The organism is Methanobrevibacter sp. (genome assembly GCF_017431965.1).
Lineage (GTDB): Archaea > Methanobacteriota > Methanobacteria > Methanobacteriales > Methanobacteriaceae > Methanocatella.
This window is the reverse complement of the sequence record NZ_JAFRKB010000065.1, coordinates 24,546-50,123: the sequence shown is the minus strand read 5'-3', so window position 1 is coordinate 50,123 and position 25,578 is coordinate 24,546. Positions and strand designations below refer to the sequence as shown.

25 protein-coding genes and 1 tRNA gene are annotated in these 25,578 nt (G+C 36.8%); 15 read left to right on the top strand and 11 right to left on the bottom strand.

Annotated elements, in window-relative coordinates:
- The first annotated feature begins 131 nt into the window (after window positions 1–131).
- The 6 genes from tfe to IJI93_RS09510 all read left to right on the top strand — a co-directional run bounded on the left by tfe (window position 132) and on the right by IJI93_RS09510 (window position 3,281).
- Window positions 132–653, top strand: coding sequence for a transcription factor E (tfe, locus tag IJI93_RS09535; RefSeq protein WP_292822472.1), 522 nt, complete (start codon window positions 132–134; stop codon window positions 651–653).
- Between the two features lie 6 nt (window positions 654–659).
- Window positions 660–1,148, top strand: a complete 489-nt coding sequence (locus IJI93_RS09530; protein WP_292822470.1) for a TIGR00295 family protein — start codon at window positions 660–662, stop codon at window positions 1,146–1,148.
- A 4-nt stretch (window positions 1,149–1,152) separates the two neighbouring features.
- A complete protein-coding gene (locus tag IJI93_RS09525) occupies window positions 1,153–2,061 on the top strand; it encodes a DUF5591 domain-containing protein (protein ID WP_292822468.1) in 909 nt (302 codons plus the stop codon).
- A gap of 90 nt (window positions 2,062–2,151) precedes the next feature.
- On the top strand, window positions 2,152–2,436 hold the full coding sequence (locus tag IJI93_RS09520) for an iron-sulfur cluster assembly protein (protein ID WP_292822466.1): 285 nt from the start codon (window positions 2,152–2,154) through the stop codon (window positions 2,434–2,436).
- Between the two features lie 111 nt (window positions 2,437–2,547).
- Window positions 2,548–2,622 (top strand) — tRNA-Ile (locus IJI93_RS09515).
- 155 nt (window positions 2,623–2,777) lie between these two features.
- Window positions 2,778–3,281, top strand: coding sequence for an amino acid-binding protein (locus IJI93_RS09510; protein WP_292822492.1), 504 nt, complete (start codon window positions 2,778–2,780; stop codon window positions 3,279–3,281).
- Here the strand turns inward: IJI93_RS09510 and IJI93_RS09505 are convergent.
- Window positions 3,275–3,553: a HypC/HybG/HupF family hydrogenase formation chaperone gene (locus tag IJI93_RS09505; RefSeq protein WP_292822491.1), complete on the bottom strand. Its 279-nt coding sequence runs from the start codon at window positions 3,551–3,553 to the stop codon at window positions 3,275–3,277. The genes IJI93_RS09510 and IJI93_RS09505 overlap by 7 nt on opposite strands.
- 76 nt (window positions 3,554–3,629) lie before the next feature.
- On the opposite strand from IJI93_RS09505, the gene IJI93_RS09500 reads away from it, so the two are divergent.
- Window positions 3,630–4,925, top strand: coding sequence for an NAD(P)/FAD-dependent oxidoreductase (locus tag IJI93_RS09500; RefSeq protein ID WP_292822464.1), 1,296 nt, complete (start codon window positions 3,630–3,632; stop codon window positions 4,923–4,925).
- Between the two features lie 5 nt (window positions 4,926–4,930).
- Here the strand turns inward: IJI93_RS09500 and IJI93_RS09495 are convergent, their stop codons facing one another.
- The 3 genes from IJI93_RS09495 to IJI93_RS09485 all read right to left on the bottom strand — a co-directional run bounded on the left by IJI93_RS09495 (window position 4,931) and on the right by IJI93_RS09485 (window position 8,095).
- Window positions 4,931–5,980, bottom strand: a complete 1,050-nt coding sequence (locus tag IJI93_RS09495) for a glycosyltransferase (RefSeq protein WP_292822462.1) — start codon at window positions 5,978–5,980, stop codon at window positions 4,931–4,933.
- Window positions 5,977–6,951, bottom strand: coding sequence for a cell wall biosynthesis protein (locus IJI93_RS09490; RefSeq protein WP_292822460.1), 975 nt, complete (start codon window positions 6,949–6,951; stop codon window positions 5,977–5,979). Before IJI93_RS09490 ends, IJI93_RS09495 begins: the two co-directional genes overlap by 4 nt.
- 82 nt (window positions 6,952–7,033) lie before the next feature.
- Window positions 7,034–8,095: an mRNA surveillance protein pelota gene (locus IJI93_RS09485; RefSeq protein WP_292822458.1), complete on the bottom strand. Its 1,062-nt coding sequence runs from the start codon at window positions 8,093–8,095 to the stop codon at window positions 7,034–7,036.
- 60 nt (window positions 8,096–8,155) lie between these two features.
- Between IJI93_RS09485 and IJI93_RS09480 the strand changes: the two genes are divergently transcribed.
- From IJI93_RS09480 to IJI93_RS09465, 4 genes are all read left to right on the top strand, one after another.
- A complete protein-coding gene (locus IJI93_RS09480) occupies window positions 8,156–9,466 on the top strand; it encodes a prephenate dehydrogenase (protein WP_292822456.1) in 1,311 nt (436 codons plus the stop codon).
- Between the two features lie 318 nt (window positions 9,467–9,784).
- On the top strand, window positions 9,785–11,986 hold the full coding sequence (locus tag IJI93_RS09475; RefSeq protein WP_292822454.1) for a CDC48 family AAA ATPase: 2,202 nt from the start codon (window positions 9,785–9,787) through the stop codon (window positions 11,984–11,986).
- A 257-nt stretch (window positions 11,987–12,243) separates the two neighbouring features.
- Window positions 12,244–13,302: a hypothetical protein gene (locus tag IJI93_RS09470; protein ID WP_292822452.1), complete on the top strand. Its 1,059-nt coding sequence runs from the start codon at window positions 12,244–12,246 to the stop codon at window positions 13,300–13,302.
- Between the two features lie 133 nt (window positions 13,303–13,435).
- Window positions 13,436–14,269, top strand: a complete 834-nt coding sequence (locus IJI93_RS09465; RefSeq protein WP_292822450.1) for a methanogenesis marker 8 protein — start codon at window positions 13,436–13,438, stop codon at window positions 14,267–14,269.
- On the opposite strand, the gene IJI93_RS09460 is transcribed toward IJI93_RS09465, so the two are convergent.
- Window positions 14,262–14,915 carry a PolC-type DNA polymerase III gene (locus IJI93_RS09460; protein ID WP_292822448.1) on the bottom strand — a complete coding sequence of 218 codons (654 nt, stop codon included), beginning with the start codon at window positions 14,913–14,915 and terminating at the stop codon, window positions 14,262–14,264. The genes IJI93_RS09465 and IJI93_RS09460 overlap by 8 nt on opposite strands.
- Before the next feature lie 98 nt (window positions 14,916–15,013).
- Between IJI93_RS09460 and thiC the strand changes: the two genes are divergently transcribed.
- Window positions 15,014–16,288, top strand: coding sequence for a phosphomethylpyrimidine synthase (gene thiC, locus IJI93_RS09455; RefSeq protein ID WP_292822446.1), 1,275 nt, complete (start codon window positions 15,014–15,016; stop codon window positions 16,286–16,288).
- On the top strand, window positions 16,288–17,946 hold the full coding sequence (locus IJI93_RS09450) for an ATP-dependent DNA ligase (RefSeq protein ID WP_292822444.1): 1,659 nt from the start codon (window positions 16,288–16,290) through the stop codon (window positions 17,944–17,946). The genes thiC and IJI93_RS09450 overlap by 1 nt, the downstream gene beginning before the upstream one ends.
- A gap of 8 nt (window positions 17,947–17,954) precedes the next feature.
- Here the strand turns inward: IJI93_RS09450 and IJI93_RS09445 are convergent, their stop codons facing one another.
- Window positions 17,955–18,584: a queuosine precursor transporter gene (locus IJI93_RS09445; RefSeq protein WP_292822442.1), complete on the bottom strand. Its 630-nt coding sequence runs from the start codon at window positions 18,582–18,584 to the stop codon at window positions 17,955–17,957.
- A gap of 86 nt (window positions 18,585–18,670) precedes the next feature.
- Here IJI93_RS09445 and IJI93_RS09440 point away from each other — a divergent pair, with 86 nt between their 5' ends.
- Window positions 18,671–19,066: an OB-fold nucleic acid binding domain-containing protein gene (locus tag IJI93_RS09440; RefSeq protein ID WP_292822440.1), complete on the top strand. Its 396-nt coding sequence runs from the start codon at window positions 18,671–18,673 to the stop codon at window positions 19,064–19,066.
- Window positions 19,067–19,130: 64 nt separating this feature from the next.
- Complete coding sequence (glmM, locus tag IJI93_RS09435) at window positions 19,131–20,495, top strand: phosphoglucosamine mutase (protein WP_292822438.1); 1,365 nt, start codon at window positions 19,131–19,133, stop codon at window positions 20,493–20,495.
- A 175-nt stretch (window positions 20,496–20,670) separates the two neighbouring features.
- Here glmM and IJI93_RS09430 read toward each other — a convergent pair whose 3' ends face one another.
- From IJI93_RS09430 to glmU, 5 genes are read right to left on the bottom strand one after another with little or no spacing between them, the layout of a single operon-like run.
- Entirely contained in the window at window positions 20,671–21,807 is a 1,137-nt protein-coding gene (locus IJI93_RS09430; RefSeq protein ID WP_292822436.1) for a tetratricopeptide repeat protein, read from the bottom strand.
- A 23-nt stretch (window positions 21,808–21,830) separates the two neighbouring features.
- Window positions 21,831–22,538 carry an anaerobic ribonucleoside-triphosphate reductase activating protein gene (locus IJI93_RS09425; protein WP_292822434.1) on the bottom strand — a complete coding sequence of 236 codons (708 nt, stop codon included), beginning with the start codon at window positions 22,536–22,538 and terminating at the stop codon, window positions 21,831–21,833.
- On the bottom strand, window positions 22,538–23,638 hold the full coding sequence (hisC, locus tag IJI93_RS09420) for a histidinol-phosphate transaminase (RefSeq protein ID WP_292822432.1): 1,101 nt from the start codon (window positions 23,636–23,638) through the stop codon (window positions 22,538–22,540). Before hisC ends, IJI93_RS09425 begins: the two co-directional genes overlap by 1 nt.
- A 3-nt stretch (window positions 23,639–23,641) precedes the next feature.
- Complete coding sequence (locus IJI93_RS09415) at window positions 23,642–24,124, bottom strand: gamma carbonic anhydrase family protein (protein WP_292822430.1); 483 nt, start codon at window positions 24,122–24,124, stop codon at window positions 23,642–23,644.
- Window positions 24,125–24,136: 12 nt separating this feature from the next.
- The gene (gene glmU / locus IJI93_RS09410) at window positions 24,137–25,423 is read right to left on the bottom strand and encodes a bifunctional sugar-1-phosphate nucleotidylyltransferase/acetyltransferase (RefSeq protein ID WP_292822490.1); all 1,287 of its coding nucleotides are present in this window, start codon (window positions 25,421–25,423) and stop codon (window positions 24,137–24,139) included.
- Between the last annotated feature and the right edge of the window lie 155 nt (window positions 25,424–25,578).

Sequence of the window (25,578 nt, the reverse complement as noted above, 5' to 3'; positions counted from 1 at the left end):
TAGTTATATTTTTATAATAAAAAAAATATATCTAAACATTAATATTTAAATAAAGTTATCATAAATTTTAGTTTATTTTTTATATCTCCATTATAGATTAAATATGATAATGAGACATTAGGGGAAATTAAATGATAGATGATCCATTAGTAAAGACTTTATTGACCAATGTTGTTGAAGATGAAAGCAATTTACCTATTGTTCAAGCATTAATCGATGGAATTGAAACCGATGAAGAAATTGCTAAAAAAACTGGAATTAAATTAAACATCGTTAGAAAAATACTTTACAAACTTTATGACATGGGATTAGCTAGTTATAAAAGAAGTAAAGACCCTGAAACTCAATGGTTTACATATTCATGGAAATTTGAAACCGAAGAAGTGATTTCACGCATCATTAAGGATTCTGAAAACTACTTGAAAATGCTTAATGATGAATTGGAACGCGAAGAGAACAATATGTTCTTCATCTGTCCGCAAGGCCATGTGAGACTTGACTTTGACGAATCATCAGATTATGAATTCCTATGTCCTGCATGTGGCGAAGAACTGGAATTCCAGGACAATGCCCAAAATATCGAACAACTGAAAGAAGATATTGAAATGGTCGAAAGTAATTTTAATTCATTTACCCAAAAAGTCCAAAAATAAGATAAAATGGAAATGGAATTACTTAAAAAGGAAAACACCCCTGAAAACGTTATTCAACATTCTCAAGCTGTTTTGAAAAAGGCTATGAAAATAGCGGCTAATTTTGATAATGCAGATAAAGACCTTATTAGAAAAGGTGCTCTGCTTCACGATATTGGGAGATCCAAGACCCACGGCATTACCCACGCAATTGAAGGCGTGGAAATTGCAAAAAGATATGGTTATGGAAAAGATGTTTTAAACATTATTGAAAGGCATATAGGTGCCGGAATTACTGAAGAGGAAGCGGTTGAACTGGGGCTTCCGAAAAAATCATATCTTCCCGAAACACTTGAAGAAAAGATTGTGGCTCATGCAGACAATTTAGTTAGCGGTAGCGAAGAAGTGGATATTGATTTCGTTATTGAAAAATGGAAGAGAAGAATACCAGACAGTGAAGATAACATTGAAAGATTGATTGAATTAGACAAAGAATTGATAAAAGCTTTTGAGTGATATTATGAAAGTTATATGTTCAAGCGAAGAATCTTTGTATCGTCCTGAGGCAGTGCGATGGAGACAAAGAATGGAAATGATGAAGCCTCTTGGAGATACTGTTGTTTTGCTGCCGTGCAGTATGAAAAAACCTTATTCAAATTCAAAATCCCACCAAAAATTCAGAAAAATTACAAGGTCCTATCAGGAGCTTATAGTAACCTCCCCCTTCGGAATCTGTCCGAGGGAACTTGAAAACACTTTTCCTATTCAATCTTACGACGTCAGCACAACAGGTTCCTGGTCACAAGATGAAATTGATGAAACCGGAAAACTGATTGAAAAATATTGTGAAGGCAAAAACATAATCGCTAACCTTAGTGGAGGTTATTTGGAATGCTGTGAACAGTATGTGGATGATTTCATTAATGTATGTGAAGATGGAAGACCTACATCCCCCGATTCACTTTATAACCTAAGAATGGAACTTAAAAATCACCAAAGAGTTAACAGAAGAGAAAAAACTTTGCATGAACTAAGGTCAATTGCAATGTATCAATTTGGTGAAGGTGCCTATGAATTCATTCCTGACAATGTAAAAACAAAAGGAATGTATCACAAAAGAATTCTTTCAGATGGAAAACAGTTGGCTTTGCTTAATAAGGATCATGGTTTATTTAGACTGAATCTGCCTGGCGGAGAAATATTAAAAGATTTGGGCATCCACATTGTAAATATTGATTTCGACCTTGAAACCAATACCGTATTTGCACCAGGAATTGAAAAAGCGGACCACAAAATCATTCCAAACGATGAGGTCGTTGTTGTTCGAAACGACACGGTGGTTGGCGTTGGAAAAGCGATAATGACCGGCCGTGAAATGGAGGAATGCACTAACGGCATTGGAGTAAAAATAAAGCACAGATTGAAATAGAATTTAGTTTCATTTCAACTTTATCAAACAAAACATATATAAAGATAATTGATAATAATTATAACTACAATAAAATATAGGAGACTATAAATGTCAGAAGAATTAGTAAATGATATAAAAAATGCTGTTTCTGTAATTAATGACCCTCACATGGGAATAAGTATTGTAGAAATGGGTATCGTACAAGATATTACCGTAGACGGTGATCAAGCTGAAATTATACTTAAACCTACCAATCCAGGATGTATGAGTATTACTCGTATTGCAGCTGATGCAAAAATTAGAGCTGAAAGCGTTGAAGGTATTGAAAAAGCAAAAATTATCGTTGAAGGACATGCTATGGCAGACTCCATTAACGAAATGATTAACAGATAATTTCTTTAAATCTTATTTAATTTCTATATATAATCTAATATACCGAAAAGATTATATATAGCTATTAATATAAGTATAAGTGTTGACAGTTAACTGTCGTTCTATTTTTATAGGCTAGTGGCACAGCTTGGTTAGCGCGCTCGGCTGATAACCGGGAGGTCATGGGTTCGAATCCCATCTAGCCTACTTTTAACTAATTTTATTGAATTTAAACTTATTACAACTGTTTTTCTATTTGCACTACTGATTCTTAATAATAATTTTTTTTAAATGACTAATTTTAAATATCATCTTCAACACAATAACACATAAATGTACAAAAAGTTGGAGTAATGACAATTATGTGGGAGAAAATTAATGAGAAATTCAAGAAATACCCTGCACGCATAAGGGTTGCTGAAAAAATGATAGAACTTGGATTATCTTTGAATGAAGATGGAAAGATTTATTGTGGAAACTTAAAAATAAGCGATAAGGCGTTAGCCACAGCTGCCGATGTTGACAGGCGAGTTATAAAATCAACAATTGAAATAATAAGAAAAGATGAAGAATTATATAGTCTTTTTAAAAACATAATGCCTGCCGGAACACTTTTAAAGAATATAGCAAAAGACCTGAAATTGGGCGTTATAGAAATAGAAGTTGGATCTGAAAGTGAAGGGATATTGGCTGCTACAGCAGATTTGATTTCAAAAAAAGGAATTGATATAAGGCAGGCTTATGCCGAAGATACAGAGCTTCAGGAAACTCCATCACTAACCATAATTACTGAAAAGCCTGTAAGCGGTGATATAATAAACGAATTTTTAAAAATAAAAGGAGTAACAAGAGTGTCAATTTACTGATTTTCTAAATCAGCCATTCTTGCTTTTTCCATTTCTCTGTCTTCCTCTTCAAGAATTTCTAAAAGTTCTTCCCAAGCTTCTAAAGATTCTTTAGCAGCTTCTTCACTTAATTTTTCAATTGCATAACCTGCATGGATAAGAACATAATCTCCAATCTCCACATCAGGCAATAAGTCCATTTTAGCTTCTTGTCTTGCTCCACCAAAGTCAGCGAACAATCTGTTTTCTTCTTTGTTAATTTCAACAATTTGAGCGGGTGCTGCAATACACATCATTACATCTCCAAAATTTAATATATACATTAATTATTACATAATATTATATAAAATTATCTAAGTAGGTGTTTTAATGAATAATATTGTTATCGGATCTGGCCCTGCGGGAAGATTAGCTTCCCTGCAACTTGGAAAACTTGGTGAAAACGTTACTTTAATTGAAAAGAACCATATAGCAGGAACCTGTTTAAATGAAGGATGCATGGTCATATGTGCACTGACTGACATTACAAAATTTATCGACACAAACAACAGATTTAATAATCACGGATTTGTCAAAAGTCAGCTGGATATTTCCTATGATAAAATCGTTTCAAAAATTGTTGAAACACAGGAAAAACTTAGAAAATTGAACCAAATGGAAAATGAAAGTGTTGGAAATGATGTGGTATACGGTGAAGCCAGCATTGAAGAAAATACCGTGAAAGTGAATAATGAAAGTTTTGAATATGACAATTTACTAATAGCTACAGGAGCTCGCCCGTTCATTCCAAATGTCAAGGGTAGCGAATACGGACTGACAAACAAGGACATTTTAAAACTTGATGAAGTCCCCGAAAAATTAAACATTATCGGAGGAGGAGTAATAGCCTGTGAAATAGCCAACATATATTCCACTCTGGGAAGCGAGGTAAATGTCATTGCAAGAAGCAAGTTCCTAAAGGAGCTTGGAGCGAATGCAAAGGAATATGTTTTAGAAAATATTCTGCAGGACATCAACATCTATGAAGACACAAATCTCAAAGAAATTTTCAAAAATAAGGTAATGACTGATAACGATGAAGAATTGGAAGGAACACCATTTTTTGCAACAGGAAGAGTACCTAACAGTGAAATTGCAGAAGGATTCGTTGAACTGAATCCCGATAAAACCATAAAAGTCAATGAGATGATGCAGACCAGTGTTGAAAATGTATATGCTGCAGGAGATGTTACCGGAGGATACCTGTTGACACCGGTAGCAAGAATGGAAGGCATAACTGCTGCAAGAAACATGGCAAACTATCCAAATAAGGTAAGCTATAGCTGCATTCCCCAAACATTAAGCCTGAACATGGAAGTCAGCTTCGTTGAAAATGAAAGAAATGAATGTGAGGATACCGCCACCATCGGAATTCCGGGAATTGCAGGACCTGGCTCATTCTGGAACATATTGCCTGGAGATACCGGCTATACTGAAGTGGAATTCGATAAGGCAAACAACAAAATAAAAAGAATAAACTCAATATCCCCATCCTCTCCAAGTGATGTGGCATATCTATCTTATCTGATGAGAGAGGGCTATGATTTGGATGATTATGATGACTTTTTAGAAGTTCATCCATCAACCGATTCAAATTACAAAATTATAAAGAATATGTGGTTATGATACCCTTATTCCAATTCTTTTAATATTTTGCTTGCAAGCTCATCGCCCGCTTCGGAACAAAGCTTTGCGTATTTATAAGTATTTTCCCTTAATGAATCCATATTGTCAAATGCTTCTTCAATGCTTTTGCAAACATCACTGACTTCGGATTCTATGATGGCTCCCTTATACACTCCCGCCATGTTTTGATACCTTCCCCATTTGATTCTGGTTAATGTGACAATCGGAGTGTTTGATGTCAATGATTCTTCTATTGAGATACCATCATCAGTTAAAACGGCCAAATCCGCAAATTTGAACAAATCGTTAAGCCAATCAATATAACCTGCATAAATAATCTTTTTATCATCCATTCCATCCAAATATTCATCTTTAAGAGGCAATCCCACTAGAACCAGGTTATATTTATCGCTGCATTTTGAAGCCAGCTTAATACCGTCGGCCATCCCCTCAAAAAGAGAAGATCCTGAAGAAAATAGAATGGTCTTTTTGTTTTCATCAAAAATAGGGAATTCTTTAAGTTTTAAGAGAGCTTTATTAACGTCACCATGACCAACATTGTCAGATAATGGATAGAAAGATCTTTCCATATTTTTTGGAAGTGATTCCAAACGGTAGGTATCATTTTCAGGGAATAAAAAACATTTATTGAATTTTGGACAAACTTTTGTATCCAGAGGTGTGGAAATCAAAGAAAATGCAGGTTTTCCTGCAAACTTAGAACCAAGTGACCCGACAATAGCTCCCCCACCTAAAACACCAACGACGAAATCAACATTCAACTTTTTAATGAGACTTCTAGCTTTAAAAGTAGCAGTTAACAATTTAAGAGCGCCTTTAGCAGCAGATAATTTTGTAGCCGCATGTCCTCCCGCCTGGGGAATGGATATTTTATGCCAGGAATAACCGTTCTTTTCAAATAGCGTGCCGGGAGCAGATTCATCCAAGGCAATTTCACATTGCACGCCTTTCTTTTCCAATGCCTTAATTGTATTGATGGCAATAGCTGCATCCCCACCTAATCCTCTACCAGTAACGACCAATAAAGCTTTCATGGTTGTCTCCCGAGTCTAGGTGGCTGTCTGTTCCTTTGGCTATGATTATGATGTATGGTTCGTCTCGCATAAGGATTATACAATAATCTTCTAAAGCCCAACATGATTAAAAAAGGGTTTTCAACTGAATATTGTTTGTCTTCAAAAATTAATCTCCTAAGCAAATCTCCCAATCCTCCGCCGGTCATCACATCCATAAAGTAATCCCCGAAGGTCGGATTCAACAATCCCAGATTTTGTCTGAAGAACACTCTTAATGTATTGCGCCTGACAAACGCGATTAAAGCAGTGGTGACAATTGTAAAGAAAACCAACCACCAGAATCCGCCAACCAAATAGAATGCAATGCCTAATGCAACACCGAAAGTATGGTTTCCAACTTCACCCAACATGATTTTTCCTGCAAAATCAAGAGGGCAGTACCCGATACATACCGCTAAAATTAATAACGGAGTATAAATCGCAAGCAATTCTCCTGTCGGAGCTGAACCAAAAATCAACATTATCAGAATAGTTAAAACGGACATGATGATTGTTACTATACAGGTTGATCCCGGTTGCATATCTGAAATATTGAGCGGTTGAACTAGAAGAGGTATGATAATAGCAGAAGCTCCTAAACCTTCAAGAAGTCCTACAATCATCACAAATAGAATTCCAAATCCTCGTGAGAGCTGACCCCATTCAATACCCAATGGAACACATTTTTTCCTGCCCATAACATCGTCAATGAATGCAAAAATTCCCATAATTAAAACAAGACTATTAAATTTAGGCAACAGATAAAAGGACAATATAATGAATGGGACTAAACCAATAGCTCTTGGAATTCCCCCACGAACATTCGGATATAAATTTCCAAGATATCCGCGTTTACCTAAAAATTCAAATATTGAAGTTAAAATTAGGGTTCCAAGTGCGGATAAAAGAACAACAAACAGTAATGCAATAATTATCGACGAATATATCATATCTATCAACTAATCTAAATTTAATAATTTATAATAAAATATAATATTTTATTCTATATAAATTTTGTATGACTTTAAGAAATTAGGTGATTTCATACCTTAAAATTGCAGCCATTCCGCCCAAACTTTCCAGCTGTTTGCCTCCTTCATGTTCGCTGCTTATAACCATCACTTCCCCTTTCATATTCTCAACCATGTCCATTAGCTCACCCATATTATCACTAGCCACTTTAGTGTCTAAAACTAAAAGTTCGCTTACGGCACCTAAGTTAATTGCATTTTTTGTTTCTTTTAGCCCATAAGCTATTTTAGATGAGTTTCTTCCGATTTCCGAAAGAAGATTGTTGATGGCCATCATCTCCAAGGCAACCCTGTTTTCCGAAGTTAATTTTTCAACTGTTCCCTTTTTAAGAACTTCAGAAATTCCTACCCTGCCGCCGGAGCCTGTGCTTTCAATAATTGCAATCTTGGCCAAATCCTTATGTTTTTCTTTTAAGTAATCATAAAAATCGTTTTTAACAAAACCCGGACCTGCAATAACAATATTCTGAATCGAATCGAATTTGACAATTGACTCTATAACCTTTTCATAAAACTGAACAATGTTCTTTTGTCTGTTTTTATCCAGTATCCTTTTACCTGAAACAGAACCCTTGATTGGACCGTAATATTCAATGCCGAATTGCCTCATCAATCCGATAGTTGCAGTATCATCCTCCAAAACAACAATTATTGCAGATAATTTTTTAGAAGCATCAATCGCCTGATTAAGTCTTTTTATTGCCCATTTTGGCCACTTTTCCTTTTTAATGGTAATCGGTGTGTTGAGTTTGACTTCAAGAGTGTGGTGAGAGCCAAGCGGAATCAAGTCGTCGGGACCTCGGGTAATGACACCCGTCAATCTTAATTTACCGGTGAATAAATGAAAACTGATATTTTCAATGTCCAAACCTAAATAAAAAGTTTTTTTAACTCCCCTGTCGCTTCTTAGCTTGTCGCCAGTGTTGTCTTGTATACGGCGGGTTGTTTTGGATGAAGCATTGTCTCCGACTTCCACAATATGGGAGAGATGCCATAAATCATCCAATGTCTCTGGAACTACTTCGATAATTCCTTCTTTTGTATCCTGGTTTATAATCTTCATATTTTCACAGATAATTTTTGTCAATAATAGTTATATATACATTATAATTTAATATTATTAATGATTAAGATGAATGTTGGGATAATTGGTGGTAGCGACGGGTTGGGAAAAACTCTCGTTTACTACTTTAGAGATGAATTCAATGTATATATAAGCGGAAGAGACCATCAAAAAGGTAAAAAGGTGGCAAATGAAGCCAATGTAAGTTACATAGAGTCCAATGCAGGGTTGGCGAATATCAGTGACATGGTAATAATATCCGTCCCCATACAGCACACTGAAGATGTGATACGTGAAGTGGCTCCCTTTATGAAAGATGGCAGCGTCATGATTGATGTGACTTCAGTCAAGGAAGGCCCTTCCAGGACAATGGCCGAAGTGCTTGGGGAAAATGTGGAATATATTCCGACACATCCCGTTTTTGGTCCGAGAACCACCGACCTGAACAATCAAGTAATCGTTTTGACCGCCGATAAGAAAGGCAAATGGTATGATAAGGTTTATAATTATCTTAAAAGCAAAAATATGAGAATCATCGAAACTTCAGCTGAAAAACATGATTTTATGATGAGCATTGTCCAGGTCCTGACTCATTTCTCATTCATATCAACCGCTTCGGCAATTGAAAAATTAAAAGTGAACATTTCAGAAACCGAAGACTATGAAAGTCCGATTTATAATTTGATGATTGATATGATTGCGCGTATCGTTGCTCAAAATCCATTTTTAACCTACAACATCCAATCCAGAAATAACAATGGTCCTAAAATTAGAAATACTTTTGCAGAGGCTGTACTTGAGCTGAGGGATGTTATTAATGAAGGAGATGCTGAAAAATTTGTTGAAATAGCTAACAACGCAACAAAGAACATGGGCGACATTAAAAATGCATTGGGTAGAAGTGACAAGGCAATAAGGGCCCTGAACTATGAATATACATATTTAAATAAGATGATCGGTCACGAAGTCGGATTGAAACATATCTATTCAGGCAAGATACATGTTGGAATTCTTGAAAGTGTTGACGGCAAGACTGCGATTTTGAAAAATGGAAATAAAACCAAAGAACTGCGTATAGCAAACATCAGGATTTTGCTTGATAATGAGCTTTACGAATGGAAGTTGAAAAATCTGGATAAGAAAACCGCATCCATCAGTTGCGTATTTCCTAAAAATGTCGATGCTGAAACCATCCGAAAGACTGTGCTAAATATGTACAATATCATAGATATCAATCTAGTTGATGCCTATAACGGCCCGCAGATTGATGACGGTTCAATAAGTCTGACATTTGAAGTTGTTGCACTGTCAAAAGATGCCATTGAAAATGTGAAAAAATTGTTCACAGGCTTCGGTGGAATCATAAGATAATTGTTTTATTTTATACGAACAAATATTAAAATACCTAAAAGTAATTAAATTTTTATTTCAGATATAACCAATCATCAACAAATATCTTTTAAAAATTAAAATTTTAAAATTGATATAATTAAAAATATTAAATATAAACTATTTTTATGAAAATTAAATAAAAATAAAAAGAGAAATTTTTAAATTTTTGACCGAAAGCTTTATATAGTACTTCAAACTATGTTATATTGTCAATGATTAATAAACTTACAAAAAGTTACAAAAAGATTTGGCAAGATTACAATTATTACTCACAGCCATTAAAAAGGAGATGATAACATGGCACAAAATGAAATCACATTAAAAGTTGCAGAAGCAATATCTCAAAAGGATGTCGGTCAAGGCGTCGCAAGACTTGATCCGAACGTCATGGATGATTTAGGCATTAACGAAAGGGATTTAATCGAAATCATCGGCGAGAGAAGAACTGCAGCTATCGCTCTTCCTTCACAAACCGATATTGGTCTTGGAGTTATCAGGATAGATGGGTTAGTTCGTAAAAATTCAGGAGCAACAATCGGTGGAGAAGTTACAATCAAAAAGACTAAAGCAACCGAAGCGAAAAAAGTTGTTTTAGCACCAATTGAAAATAACATCCGCGTACAAGGTGATGTCCGCGGTTTATTCGCCGGAAAGGTAATGGTACAAGGAGACATCATCGGATCACAAATCAGAGCACCTAGACCAAGTATGAATATGGGCTTTAACAGTTTATTCGATGAGCTGATGGACTTCACACCTGCAATGAAAGAGATTAAATTTGCAGTAGTGTCAACCAGTCCAAAGGACATTGTTATAGTTGGTCCTAATACCGAAGTACAACTTCATGAAAGTCCGGTTGACGTAAGCAAAATCGAAGGTGTCGGAAACCTTGTCGATGTAAGCTACGAAGACATTGGCGGTCTCAAGGAGGAAGTTAAAAAAGTAAGGGAAATGATTGAAATTCCTCTGAAAAGACCAGAACTCTTTGAAAAATTAGGAATTGCACCTCCAAAAGGAGTATTGATGCACGGTCCTCCTGGAACAGGTAAGACATTACTTGCAAAAGCAGTAGCAAGCGAAAGTGATGCTCATTTCATTGCAATTAACGGACCTGAAATCATGAGCAAATATGTCGGAGGATCTGAAGAAAACCTAAGGGAATACTTTGAGGAAGCAGAAGAAAACTCCCCTTCAATTATATTCATAGATGAACTTGATGCGATTGCTCCAAAAAGAGAAGAAACCAACGGAGAAGTTGAAAGAAGAACCGTTGCTCAACTTTTAACTTTGATGGACGGTCTTAAATCCAGAGGACAAGTGGTGGTCATCGGTGCAACCAACAGACCTGATTCACTTGATCCTGCATTGAGAAGACCTGGAAGATTTGACCGTGAAATCGAAATTGGAGTACCTGACACAGAAGAGAGAAAAGAGGTTCTTGAAATCCACACAAGAAACATGCCTCTTGCAGAAGACGTTGACCTTGACAAAATCGCAAATACAACTCACGGATTTGTCGGAGCGGACCTCGAATCATTATGCAAGGAAGCCGCAATGAGGGTAGTCAGAAGAATCCTGCCTGAAATTCAAAATGATGAAGAGATTCCAAAAGAAGTGATGGAAAAAATCGTTGTGACTGGAGATGACTTCAAAAACGCACAAAAAGAAATCCAACCTTCCGCATTAAGGGAAGTGCTTGTACAAATCCCAGACATCAAATGGGATGATGTCGGAGGCCTTGAAGATGTAAAACAAGAGCTAAAAGAAGCAGTGGAATGGCCTTTAAAATATCCTGAGACTTTCCAACGCTTAGGAATAAGACCTCCTAAAGGAACATTGCTTTATGGAATTCCTGGAACCGGTAAAACATTGCTTGCAAAAGCAGTGGCAAGCGAAAGTGAAGCCAACTTCATTTCCGTAAAAGGTCCAGAGCTTCTATCAAAATGGGTTGGTGAATCCGAAAAAGGTGTTCGTGAAGTATTCAGAAAAGCCAAACAGGCAGCTCCTACTGTGATCTTTTTCGATGAAATCGATGCAATAGCAAGTGCCCGCAGCGGAAACGATGGAGACAGCGGTGTCACAAAAAGAGTTGTTAATCAATTACTTACTGAAATGGACGGTTTGGAAGAACTGGAAGACGTGGCAATTATCGCTGCAACCAACAGACCGGACATTTTAGATGCTGGATTAATGAGACCCGGCAGATTTGACAGACACATTCAAGTAAAAGAACCTGACGAAGAAGCAAGACTTTCCATCTTTGAAGTGCACACAAAAGACATGCCTCTTGCAAAAGATGTCAACCTCAAAAAACTAGCCAAAAATACTGACGGATATGTCGGAGCAGACATTGAAGCAGTATGCCGTGAAGCAGCAATGCTCACATTAAGAAACGATTTAGAATCAAAAGAAATCCCATACAAATACTTCAAAGAAGCAATTGAGAAAGTCAAACCTGGAAACACACCCCAGGATGAACAGTTAGTTCAATACATGTAGGAAGAAAACACTCCATTTTCTTCCTTTTTCCTCCTAGTTATTATTTTAAACACTTTCTAACCATATTCAGTGGGAAGAACAGACCCTTCCCACACAACCTCCAAAAACAACTATTTTTTAAATTAAAGTTTTATTTACTTTTATTTTAAATTATAACCTACTATAATCTTATTTTATAGCATTTTAAGATGTAAGTGAGCACTTACATTCGAAAAACCTTATATATGCCCTTGAATAATGTAATATTAGGTGATAACATGAAAAAAATATTATTGTCATTATTATTTTTGTTAATTATATCTTGCGGAATTGGATCAGTTTGTGCATCCAGTGACATAACAAATGCAGACCACGGCCCTGTACAAAATGATACCCCCAGCATAATTGGAAATTCAACTGTAGACAACATTACATTAAATACTACTGCAACCCAAATCAGCACTCCAGACAATATTGCTTGCCAAAATAATGGAAACAACACTGGAGCAGATACAAATACTACCAACAACACTACAAAAATTCCTAAATTAGACATCAAAGGTCCTAAAGTTAATAATGATCTTAAAAACATCAAAACTCCAAAAGTAACACTTAAATTCAAATCTATGGATAACGCTGCAAACTATTACAATAGAATATTCCAAAAAATGCCACACGGCAATTGTGATGATATGTACGAAAAATTTGATGTAGCCAGCAGATTACTTTTAACCATCTATAAAGACTTCGATGAAAAGGATACAAAAATGATCGCATTAGCAGTATTTGCAAAAAATAACATCAGCATGACTGCAGAAGACATTAACTTTTGTTTCGATGGAATATTCGGAAGAGATAACAGCTATAGGTACACCGATTATAACGGATACTTCTATAGTTATAAAAGTTATGGATTCATCGATTTCTTTGACAAGTTTTTTGACCAAAGAAAACTCATAGAATCCGATAAGATTGTGCTCAGCCCTAGCGTTTATGACAAATATAATAATTATTTCAGAAGCGACGAATATCCTGACGTCTATAAACTTATCCTATACGTCTATAAAGACAACAGCATAGAAATGACAGAAAAAATCGTTACCAAAATATATAATGATTATTTTTATAATGAACTAGGCTATTTACATGAAACAGGAGACATTGCAAAAATGATGAAAGAAATGAGCAACGGAAATCTGGGAGGAGACTACTATAAAGCAATTACCTATATTGAGATATCCAAACTGCCGCTACCAGCTAGAATAATTTCCGCACCAGCACTTGGTTTAGTCTACGGATATACTGAGTTAATGGGTTTCCTATTAGGCAAGTCTTAGACTTAAAATAATTCCCCACCATCAGCATTATTGGGAGTTCAATGCTCCCACCCCCATATTTTTTCTAATTTTTCAAAATAATTTCTGAATCAAATCAAACAATATATAAACAAATATATGCAAATATTCAATTATGAGCGAACATATTATTGAAGCATTAGGATTAAGTAGGATAACTATAAAAGACGGGAAAGTCGTTGATGTGACAGAACCCCAAGTCGAATACTGTCCTCTTTTTGATCACCACCGCGGAATCAAAAAACTCACCAAAGAGGTAATAGCTGAAAACATCCAATTCAGAATTGATGACTTTGGAATGTGCACAGCCAATCGCCAATTGAGAATGAAGGATTTTTTAAGCTTTGGAATTTCTGAAATCATGTGCACCCTACTTGAAAAACAGGAAATTGATTGTGTAGTGATGGTTCTGGAAGGCTGCGGGACAGTCATCGTAACGGAACCTGAACTTGTCCAGGGAATTGGAGGCAGGGTTTCAGGCCTTGTAAAAACCAGCCCGATACCGGAATTAGTGCCCGAAATTGGTGAAAAAAATGTTTTAAATCCTGAAACCGCAGAAATTGACCAAATTGAAGGAATAAAATTAGCAATTGAACAGGGATATGAAAATATTGCAGTTACCATAACGCTAGCCAGTGACGCAGAAAGAATTAATGAAATTAAAAAAGAATATCCTGATGTAAACATTTACGTTTTTGTAGTCCACACATCCAAAACCTGTGCAGAGGATGCAAAAATATTATTCAATTCATGTGATGTTGCAACCGCATGCGCATCAAAATATATCCGCGAGATTGGGGAAAAAGAAAGCATAAAAGCAGTTGGCCAGTCAATACCTATCTATGCAAAAACCGAAGACGGAAAAAGATTTCTGGAATTGAGACTGGAAAAGATTGGTGGGGAAAAACCTAAAAAGGACAATCCTGACCTGCCTTACCCGCTCATTTAATTTTATTAGGCAAAATATTATCTGCAGAAGTCATGAAATTATTGAAAGGCTGCGCTACATAAATAATGAACGGAAGCCTATATCGAACGGAGTATTTGGGATTATATCCAAAAATGTTGATGTATTCCTTTAAGTCATCACGTTCTCTTTTCATGGCCAATGCCACATAATACAGGGCTTTTGTATCATCAATGGCCCTGTGAAAATTGACTTTTTCAATATTGTAATGCTCAACGGCGTCAATTAATTTATGAGGATATTTCTTTCTGTCCTTTAAAACAGTTACCGTATCCAGCCAGTTGACATTTTGAACAATTTCATCTGCTTCCAAAGGAAAATGACGTTTTAACAAAGCATAAACAAACAATAAGTCAAACTGGCAATTATGGGCAACCATCAATGTTCCTGGAGTGAGCCTTTTTTTCAAATCACAGGCAACAGTCCTTTCATCGATTCCCTCTTCTCTCAACATTTTATTGGTAATGCCAGTCATTTCAAGGATATTGGGAGGAATTGGTTCGCCAATATTGATAAACTCATCATATGTATCCACAACTTCCCCATCACAGACTGTAAACATTGCAAGCTCAATTATCCGATTGCTTCTAAAGTCCAAACCGCTGGTTTCGGTATCAAAAAATATCACTTTAATAACAAACACCCTCTATTAAAATAGAATTTGATTAATTCTATATAGTTGAAAATATATAATTATTTAGTGATTAGTCAACATGAGGGATAAATTTGACGCAAAAAAGTGAAGCTCAAAAAGGCAATGTCACCCCCGAAATGGAATATGTTGCCGAATATGAAAATATAGACGTTAATAAACTAGCTAAATTAATTGATAAGGGATTAGTGGTAATTCCAAAAAATGTTAATGGACATTCCAAACCATGCGGTATTGGAGAAGGCTTGAAAACCAAAATCAATGCAAATATCGGTTCTTCATCAAAAATCGATGACATTGATTTGGAAATCAATAAGGCAAAATTGGCTCAGGAATATGGTGCCGATGCATTGATGGATTTGTCTACAGGATCTGATTTGAAACTTTTCAGACAAAAGATTATGGATGCAGTTGATATCTGTATCGGAACCGTTCCGATTTATGAAGCAGGTGTTGTAACACTGGCCAAGGACAAGGAAATCATCGACATGGACCCGGATGACATTTTCAAAGCCATTGAAAATCAGGCAAAAGAAGGAGTGGACTTCATGACACTCCACTGCGGAATTACAAAAGACCTTGTTCAAAAATTAAAAGCTGCCAACAGAATGATGGGAATCGTAAGCCGTGGAGGAACATTTATGGCTTCATGGATTAACCACAACAATCAGGAAAACCCATTATACGAAAATTATGACTATCTATTAGAATTATCCTATGAATACGACATTACATTATCCTTAGGTGACGGCTTAAGGCCAGGATGCCTGGCAGATGCAAGCGATATCCCTCAAATTCAAGAGCTTGTAAACCTGGGAACTTTAGTTAAAAGGGCGCAGGACGCCAATGTTCAGGTCATGGTGGAAGGTCCTGGACACATGCCCCTAAATCAGATTAAGGCAAATATGGAAATCCAAAAGACAATATGCCACGGAGCCCCATTTTATGTATTGGGTCCTCTTGTGACAGATATTGCCCCTGGATATGACCACATTACCGGAGCCATAGGAGGAGCAATTGCCGCAAGCGCAGGAGCTAACTTTTTGTGTTATGTGACCCCTGCAGAGCATTTATCCCTTCCAAGCCTGGAAGATGTAAAAGAAGGAGTTATAGCATCCAAAATAGCTGCCGAAGCTGCTGATGTCGCAAGAGGTCTTGACTCAGCATGGGATAGAGAACTTGCAATGGCTCGTGCAAGAAAAGAATTTGATTGGGATGCCCAGTTTGACTTGGCATTAGACAAATCCAAACCTAGAAAATACCGGGACAAATGCGAATTGGACGATGATGAAATGTGCGCAATGTGTGGAGAATATTGTGCCGTGAAAATAGCTAAAGGGGATTTCTAATGAAGTATCAGGAATTGGTGGATGTCTACTCCGAGCTGGAAGCAACTACAAAAAGACTTGAAAAGACAGAAATAATTGCAGAATACCTAAAAAAATTAGATTCTGAAACTATTGAGAAAGTGGGACTGTTAATATTGGGAGTAGTATTTCCGGCATGGAGTTCAGAAGAGATTGGAATCGGAGGAAAGCTTGTTGAAAGAGCAGTGGCCGAAGCCGTAGGTACCACACAGGCAGCCGTTGAAGATGCCGTTCGTGATGAGGGAGATATCGGTCTTGCCTGCATCAAATTATATGCAAAAAAATCACAGATGACATTTTTCTCACAGCCGTTAACAATCGATTTTGTTTTCAATAGCTTACGCAAATTATCACAGATAAGCGGTTCAAGGTCTACCAATCGTAAAATTGCAGTTATTTTAGAGTTATTAAGCCAAGCCAGTGCCACTGAAGCCAAATACCTGACACGTACAATTACAGAAGAATTGAGAATAGGTGTTGGAGATGGGGTTGTAAGGGATGCTATCGCACAGGCTTTTGATATTGACAAAAAGATTGTCGAAAGGGCTCAAATGCTTACCAATGACTTTTCAGTTGTTGCAAGAACCGCCAAGGAACAGGGCGCTGAAGGTCTTGAAAAACTCAGCTTAACCCCCGGAACACCAGTCAAACCTATGCTTGCCCAGCTTGCACCGCCTCTTGAAGAGATTATTCCAGAGATGGGTGAAGCGATTTGTGAGACAAAATATGATGGAATCAGACTTCAGGTTCACAGGAACGGCTCTGAAATCAATATATTTACACGCAGACTTGAAAACATTACCCATGCCCTTCCGGAAATTGTTGAACTGTTTGATGAAAACCTTCCTCATGAAGACTACATTGTGGAAGGCGAAGTTATAGCTACAAAAGATGGAAAGCCATTGCCTTTCCAAAATATTTTACACAGGGTCAGGCGGAAACACAATGTAGAGGAAGCTATGGAAAATGTTCCTCTGAAATTATTCTTATTTGACGTGCTTTACTATAAAGTTCCAATGATAGATGAGCCTTTAAAGGCCCGGAGAGCAACCCTGGAAAGCATTGTGGATACTTCAGTGGATGAAATGAACTTAAGTGCAATGAAAGTCGGAACCCCCGACAATATTGACGAACTTCAGGAGCTGTTTGAAAGCTCAATTGAGGCTGGCCACGAAGGAATAATGATTAAAGATGCATCAGAACCGTATATACCTGGACTTCGAGGTAAAAAAATGCTCAAATATAAGGCAGAACCTGAAACCTTAGACATGGTCATTGTTGGCGGAACCTATGGAATAGGAAAGCGTGGCGACTTTGTCGGATCTTATCTGGTGGCTTTAAGAGATGAAAATGATGATTTCAAAACCGTGGCATATGCCGCAACCGGCCTTGACGATGCAACTTTGGAATATCTGACAGGGAAAATGAAGGAATTGGAGATTTCAACAAAAGGTCGCGAAATAAAAGTAGAGCCTAAAATAGTTTTGGAAATTGCATTTTCAGAAATTGTCGAATCCCCTGAATATGAAACAGGCTATTCACTGAGATTTCCTGTCGTTAAAAATATAAGAAAAGATAAAAGTCCTATGGATGCAGACACCGTTGAAAGGTTGATTTCCATGTACAATACTGGAAATTAATCCATCTTTTATTCGGGCAGTGCCTTGACATGACCAATCACGTATCTGGTAGCCGGATAGACAATTATCTCATAGACAGTCTTGAATAATGCCTGAGCTATAATCATCAGAATTAATGCTTCAAATGGCATGGTGGCGAAAAAGCCTATGAAAATGAAAACTACAGCATCCAAACCTTCACCTGCAAGTGTTGAAGCGATACATCTGAAGAATAATTTGTCTTCTGCTTTTGATTTCAAATACACCATAAGTTTTGCATTTACAAGAGAACCGCACAGGTATGCTGCAAAACTAGCTATCAATAATCTGAAAGTACTGCCTAAAACAATGCTGAACGCCTGTGAATTTTCAAAAAATGCAGGAGCCGGCAGCCAAATTGTTATATTATAGCATACTACAGCAACCAGATTCATGAAAAAACCAAGCAAAATAACATTTCTTGCCTTTTTATAGCCATAAACTTCAGCCAATACATCATTAACAATGTAAATTACAGGAAATATAACCACACCGCAAGGCAAAGTGAACGAATAAAAATCAAATGTCTTGCCTGCAATAATGTTTGAAACTATTAAACATGCAGTAAAAATACCTGTTAAAGTGGCATATAGCTCAGTTTTAGTTAGATTATCAAACATAGAGATAATATATTTTTAATCATAAATAAATTTTACAAACTGAAATCCTATCGAATATATTAAGCTTAAGAATTTAATAAAAATCCATGAAAATCACAGATGAAAAATTACTGAAAATGGCCTTAGTTACATCCCTTATAGGAATTATCGGTTTGATCATATTCACCCCCTCGATTGAAGTGAAGGAAGTTGACATTAAAGACATCAACAGGGGCATGATTGATGAAGAGGTTAGAATCGACTGTGTCATTCAGGATATTTCACAGTCCCGCTCCAAAAGCAGTTATTTTTTAACCATCAATGACGGAACCGGACAAATGCAGCTGATTATTTTTGAAAGCCAAGCGTCGCAAATCCAATCCAGAAATTTTGACATAAATGATTTTAAAGATAAAAAAGTGGAAGTTGTCGGGAAAATAACCGAATATAACTCCCAGCTTGAATTAATATTGTCCTCCGGAGATAGCCTGAAAATAATTTAGCAATAGCTATTTATTGATTGAGATTCAAAAATAATCATGAATAAACTTTATAGGATTTAATAAAATGTCTGATAAAAAACGATTATTTGGAACATTTGGAGTTAGAAGAACTGCAAATGATGTTTTAACTCCTGAGTTTGCATCAAGACTTGCCGCTTGTTATGGAACTCAAATTCAAGGTACTGTCGCCGTTGGCGGAGATACAAGAACATCATCTCCAATGCTGATGGAAGCTGTAAAAGCCGGACTATTATCCTCCGGATGTGATGTGGTGGACTTAGGAATCCTGCCAACACCCGGCGTTCAATATGCCGTTCGCAAATATTATGATGGAGGAGTAATGATTACCGCTTCACACAACCCTCCAAAATACAATGGCCTTAAATTTTTGGACGAAGATGGAATTGGAATTCCTGATGAGATGGACATTGCAATCGAAAAATTGTACTTCGATGAAGAGCCTAAAAGAGCCCATTGGTCCGAAATTGGACAGTTATACCATAACGATAAAATCATAGACGAATACATAGAGGAAGCTATTTCCAAAGTGGATGTGGATGCAATACGTGAAGCCAACTTGAAAGTTGTCGTTGACTGCGGCTCCGGAGCGGGATCATATACCGCACCATACTTAATCAGAAAGCTTGGCTGTGACGTGACCACCCTCAATTGTCAGGCTGACGGATTTTTCCCAGGCCGTGACCCGGAACCTATTGAAGAAAACCTGCAGGAACTGATAAGTGTTGTAAAAGAGCTTAATGCAGATATCGGTCTTGCACACGATGGAGATGCGGACAGAACAATCTGTATCGATGAGAAAGGAAACTTCGTTTTAGGAGATAAGACATTCACACTTGTTGAAAAGCAAATGCTTAAGGAAAATAATGGCGGAACAATTGTCACCACAGTTGCAACTTCCCAAGCCATTTATGATATTGCAGAACAATACAACGGCAAAGTAATAGCTACTGCCGTTGGAGATTTGCTTGTGGCACGTAAACTTAAAGATGAAAATGGTTTATTCGGAGGAGAGGAAAACGGCGGTTTGATTTTCCCTGATTTCGTTTATGGAAGGGATGCCGTGATGACTGTAGCTAAAATTTTAGAGATAATAGCTAAAGAGAAAAAAACATTATCAGAGCTTGTGTCTGAACTGCCCGTTTATTACGCAAGCAAAATGAAAATTGAATGTCCTGATGATGAAAAAGAATTTGTCATGACCAGCATTGCAGAAGAAATTAAAACAACAACCGACTTTGAATTAGACCTTACAGACGGTGTTAAAATCCTTAAAGAAGATGGATGGGTAATCATCCGACCATCAGGAACAGAGCCAATATTCAGATGCTTTGCTGAGTCCGACTCACAGGAAAAAGCTGATGAAATGACTGAATGGGGAATAGACTTAATCAAAAAATACAAAAAATAAACTCATCCCCAAATCCCATCACCTTTACATTTAATTAAATTAAAAATATAATTAATTAAACGATTAGTTGATTACTAGAAACCAAATTTAATGAAACTGATTTTAAAAATAAGTTAAGAACTAGTGGATTTCAACAGATTAAATTCGAGTAATCTACATCATAGAATAAAAATATCTAAAAGTTTTCCAAACACTCTTCTTTTAAGAAAAATGCATCCTCATTATCGGGATTTCTAAGCAATACTCTGTTGAAACTGTCAACAGCTTCTTCAAATTTGCCCAATTCCATTAAAACAACACCCTTATTGAGTAAAAAATCAATATTATCTTCTTCAAGAGAAATTGCTTTATTAAAACACTCCAAAGCATCATCAAATTTGCCCAAATCAATGAAGGCATTGCCCATCCTATTGATGGCAGATGCATCCATTTCAGAATCATCCAAACATACTTCAACAGCTTTGTTGAATGATTCAATAGCTTCCTCCAGCCTTCCCATATCGGTCAGCAGGTTGCCTCTGGAGTTCCATACCTCAGGGTTTTCACCATCAATGACAATCAGCTTATCATAAACCCTCAATGCCTGGTCATACCTGCCCAACATCTCCAGAATGAATCCTCTCCAATAAAGAACAATCGGACTGCTCGGCCTATAATTGTAAGCAATTGTGCTGGCCTTATAAGCTTCATTAATGTTTCCGGAATTTAGAAGCGCGATAGCTTTGTTATTTAGAATATACTCATTGTCAGGCTCTATTTCCAATGCCCTATCATAGCAGTCTATTGCATCAATAAACCTTCCCAACCTTGAAAGATTATCCCCCTGCTTATTGAGCAGGTAAACATCGTTCGGGTCAAGCTTCAAGGCGGCATCATAACACATTGTGGACTTATCGAACTTCCCGCTGTCAAATAGGATATCTGCCCGTTTCATAATCATTGCCTTTTCATCTATCTTGTCACCTTTCCAATCATCGATGTCCAGTTTTTCAAAATAGATGACTTGAAATTCATCCGAACTGTCAATTCTTCCACCATACATCTTTTTAAATTCTCTCAGCATATCCTTTGAGTCTTTAAAACCTTCCTGCATGGCCAGTTCATCATTATCTTCAATTTCACTGAAAGGAATATTTTCAACGTCGGTTACGATAGCTTCAAAAATCTTCATCTTTTCTTTGGAAACCAGGTTCCAGTAGCAGTATAGCCTGTCACCCTTTTTTAGAGGAGTCTTCCATAATTTACGGATAGTTCTAGTTTTCTTACCAGTAATTACATCTATATCATTACTTGAAAAAGATAAAATCGGCATTTTAAGACACCTCCATTTAATTTTTAGACAATTTGTTCTCCAAATTCGGCGCTTTTCACTTTGATTTGGCCGTCAAAGTAAGGCTTGAGTTCTTCTGCTAACTTCCTCAAATCATGAGGATTCGGAACAGGTATTTTTTCTAAAGCGGGATCCAATACATTCTTATTCCTGAACTGTTGAATGGTATAGATATCGGCCTTAACCTCCTTAATTAAATTCAACATATCCTCTTTAGTGTGCAATGTAGGAACATAAGTTGTTCTGGCTTCCAACCTAACATCAGGGCTATCATTAATTAATTCCATAGATTCTTTAACTTTCATTCCAACATCAGAACCTGTAATTTTCCTATAATCACTAAAAGTTGTTTTAACGTCAAGTGAAACAAAATCCAAGAGATTTAAATCCAAAAGCTCTTTAATTTTGGCAGGATAAATTCCGCTCGTATCCAATTTGGTTTTAAGTCCAATCTGCCTAACATATTTCAATATTTCAATGACATCATCGGTTTGAACCAATGGTTCACCGCCGGATATTACAACTGCATCCAGAAAATCGGCTGAAGAATCGATTTCGGATTTCACTTTCTCGAGGGACCATTCAGTATTATCTTCCAGCAATTCCACATTGTGGCAATATCTGCAGGTCAATGGGCATTTTGACATGAAAATAACCAGAGACATATTTCCATGAAATTCGACAGAAGATATTACAGTTCCTCCAATATACATCAGTTTAAGACCTCTTTTATAATCTCAATGAATTTCTTATCCTCTTCAAGAGTGCAGATGCTGATCCTTATCCAGTATTCGTCCAATCCCTTAAAGGAAGTACAATCCCTAACGATTATTCCCCTTTTCATAAGCTCCAAAGCCAACTGGGATGCCGTAAATCCTGTGTCCTTAACATTTATCAGCATGAAATTTGATTTGGATGGAAATACGTTGAGCGAATCGATTTTTGATAATTCATCATATAAATATTGTCTTGATTCAATGCCCTTTTCTATGGATTCTGCAATATACTGCTTATCCCTAAATGTATTTAGCGCCGCAACAAAAGACAGCCTTGTGAGTGAAAACACCGGTTTGATTCTATGCATATACTCAATGATTTCACTGCATGCCAATCCATAACCGATTCTCATTCCGGCAAGCCCCAAAACCTTAGACATTGTCCGAATGATAAAAATATTATCAAACTCATTAATCAGATCCTTATTTGTAACTTCAGAATATTCGAAGTAAGCTTCATCAACAACAATCAATATTTCAGGGTTTTTGCGTGCAATATCTTCCAGAACTTCCCTGTCAATCAATGTCCCTGTAGGATTATTTGGACTGCACAAGAAAATCATTTTGGTTTTATCGCCAATAGCTTCAAAAATTGAATCCGCGTCCAATTCATTTTTATCCAAATCCCATCTTGCATAAACCGGACGGGCACCATATTGCTGCAGGAGATATTCATAATACATGTAAGAAGGCAAAGGAACAATGAATTCATCCCCTTCATCAATGAATGTCTTTGCCAGAACATCGATGATTTCGTCAGCGCCGTCTCCACCGATAATAACCTGATTGTCATCAACACCACTATATTCGGCTATTTCTTTAACCAATTCCTTCAGTTGAGATTCGGGATACCTGTTTATTGATTTGATTTCTTCCTTAATAGCTTCCATAGCCTTTGGAGAAGGACCCCACGGGTTTTCATTAGATCCCAACTTAATGATTTCATCCTTATTTAAATTGAATTCCTGTGCTATTTCATCCTGTGACCTTCCCGGAACATAAGAATCCATTTCATCTACAATTTGTCTCGGTTTCATAATTTAGTCTTCCTTATATTGTTTGGAAAGTTTTACATAATTGTCTGCATTGTTCTGAATCATCTTAACTTGCTCTTCACTAACTTCCTTAACCGCTTTGGCCGGAACGCCTAAAATCAAGCTGCCTTCGGGAAATTCCTTTCCTTCGCTGACAACTGCTCCCGCGCCTACAATTGAATTTTTGCCTATATGAGCTCCATTTAGTACGGTTGCATTCATTCCAATTAAAACATTATCATCCAGTTTACATCCGTGAACGACCGCACCATGACCCACAGATACATTTTCACCGATTTCAACCGGGAAACCCTTAGTGCAGTGAACAACACAGTTATCCTGAACATTGGAATTGTCACCGATAGTGATTGAATCTGTATCTCCCCTAATGATGGCTCCATGCCATATTGAGACATTTTCTCCCAATTCAACATTTCCGAATACTTGTGCGCCAGGGCATATTATAACAGAGTCTTTTTTATTTTCCATAATATCGCCAGTTTATTTCTTTTTCTTTTTATCTTGAATGATATGATTTTGTTTTACCAATACACGGGTATCGGAGGGTACATCATCATACAACAAAACCCCTGAACCGATAGTGGAATTATAGCCTACCTTCACACCTGGAGAAAAGCTGGAATTGATTCCTGTTTTTACAGAATCCCCAATAATGGAACCTAATTTACGCCTTCCACTGTCTATCATCTGATTTTTGATTTTGGTTTTGACGGACCTGTTATCGAAACGCAAGTTTGCGATATTGGTTCCCGCAGCTATATTGCAGTTGGAACCGATAACGGAATCCCCAACATAGCTTAAGTGACTTACATTTGTATTTTCCATAATGATGGAGTTTTTAATCTCTACGGCATTTCCCACATGAACATGGTCTCCGAAGTAGGAATTTCCTCTGATATAGGAATTAGGGCCGATATCACAGTTCTTGCCTATGTAAACATTACCTTCAATGTATACACCTGCCCTAATGATGCTTCCCTCATCCAAAAAGATTTCACCGTGAATATGGGCTCCCTCTTCAACAGTCCCTTTGATTTCCGTTTTGAGCTGTCCGATCAATTCCTCATTAACTTCGATTAGCTCCCAAGGCCTACCCACATCAATCCAATCCTTTGTGGTCTTATGGCCGATTACCTTTTTGCCTTCTTCAATCTGCATTGAAACGGAATCTGTGATTTCATATTCTCCACGTTCGGACAGTTCAGTTTTTGCAATCTTTTCAAAGATGTCCCTGTTAAAAATGTAAATCCCCGTGTTTACCAAATTGCTTGGAGCCTCTTCCTTTTTAGGCTTTTCCACAATCTTTTTAATGTTTCCTTCTTCTATTTCAACAACACCAAAAGCGGAAGGGTCCTCCACTTCAGTTAAAACCATCAATGTGTCCGGGTTCATATAATTGTACTTCTTGATGATTTCATTGATGATTTCATTGTCTAAAATAATGTCTCCATTTAGAACAATCAGGCTATCCTCAATGAAATCTTCACCATAAGAGATTGCATTTGCAGTTCCCAAGAAGTCTTTCTGAGTTTTATAGGTTATGTTAACGCCAAAATCACTGCCGTCACCAAAATAATCGCGAACCATCTCTTCCTTATAACGGACAATCAGTAGAATATCAGTGATTCCATTGTCCCTCAATGATTCAATATTATATTGGATAATCGGCTTTCCGGCAACTGGCAGCATGGTCTTAGGCTTTGTAAGTGTTAACGGCCTCATCCTAGACCCTTCACCAGCACTTAAAATTATTGCCTTCATTCGTATTATCCCCTTAAATGTTATTATTATAATGATATATGTAACTCATTACTTATTAATTAACTTTCCTAAAAATGACCAATTATAAATATTAGATTAAATAAAATAAAAGTCATATTAGCTATTGCAGTATAAACTTGCAATAGTGAAACATAAAGGAG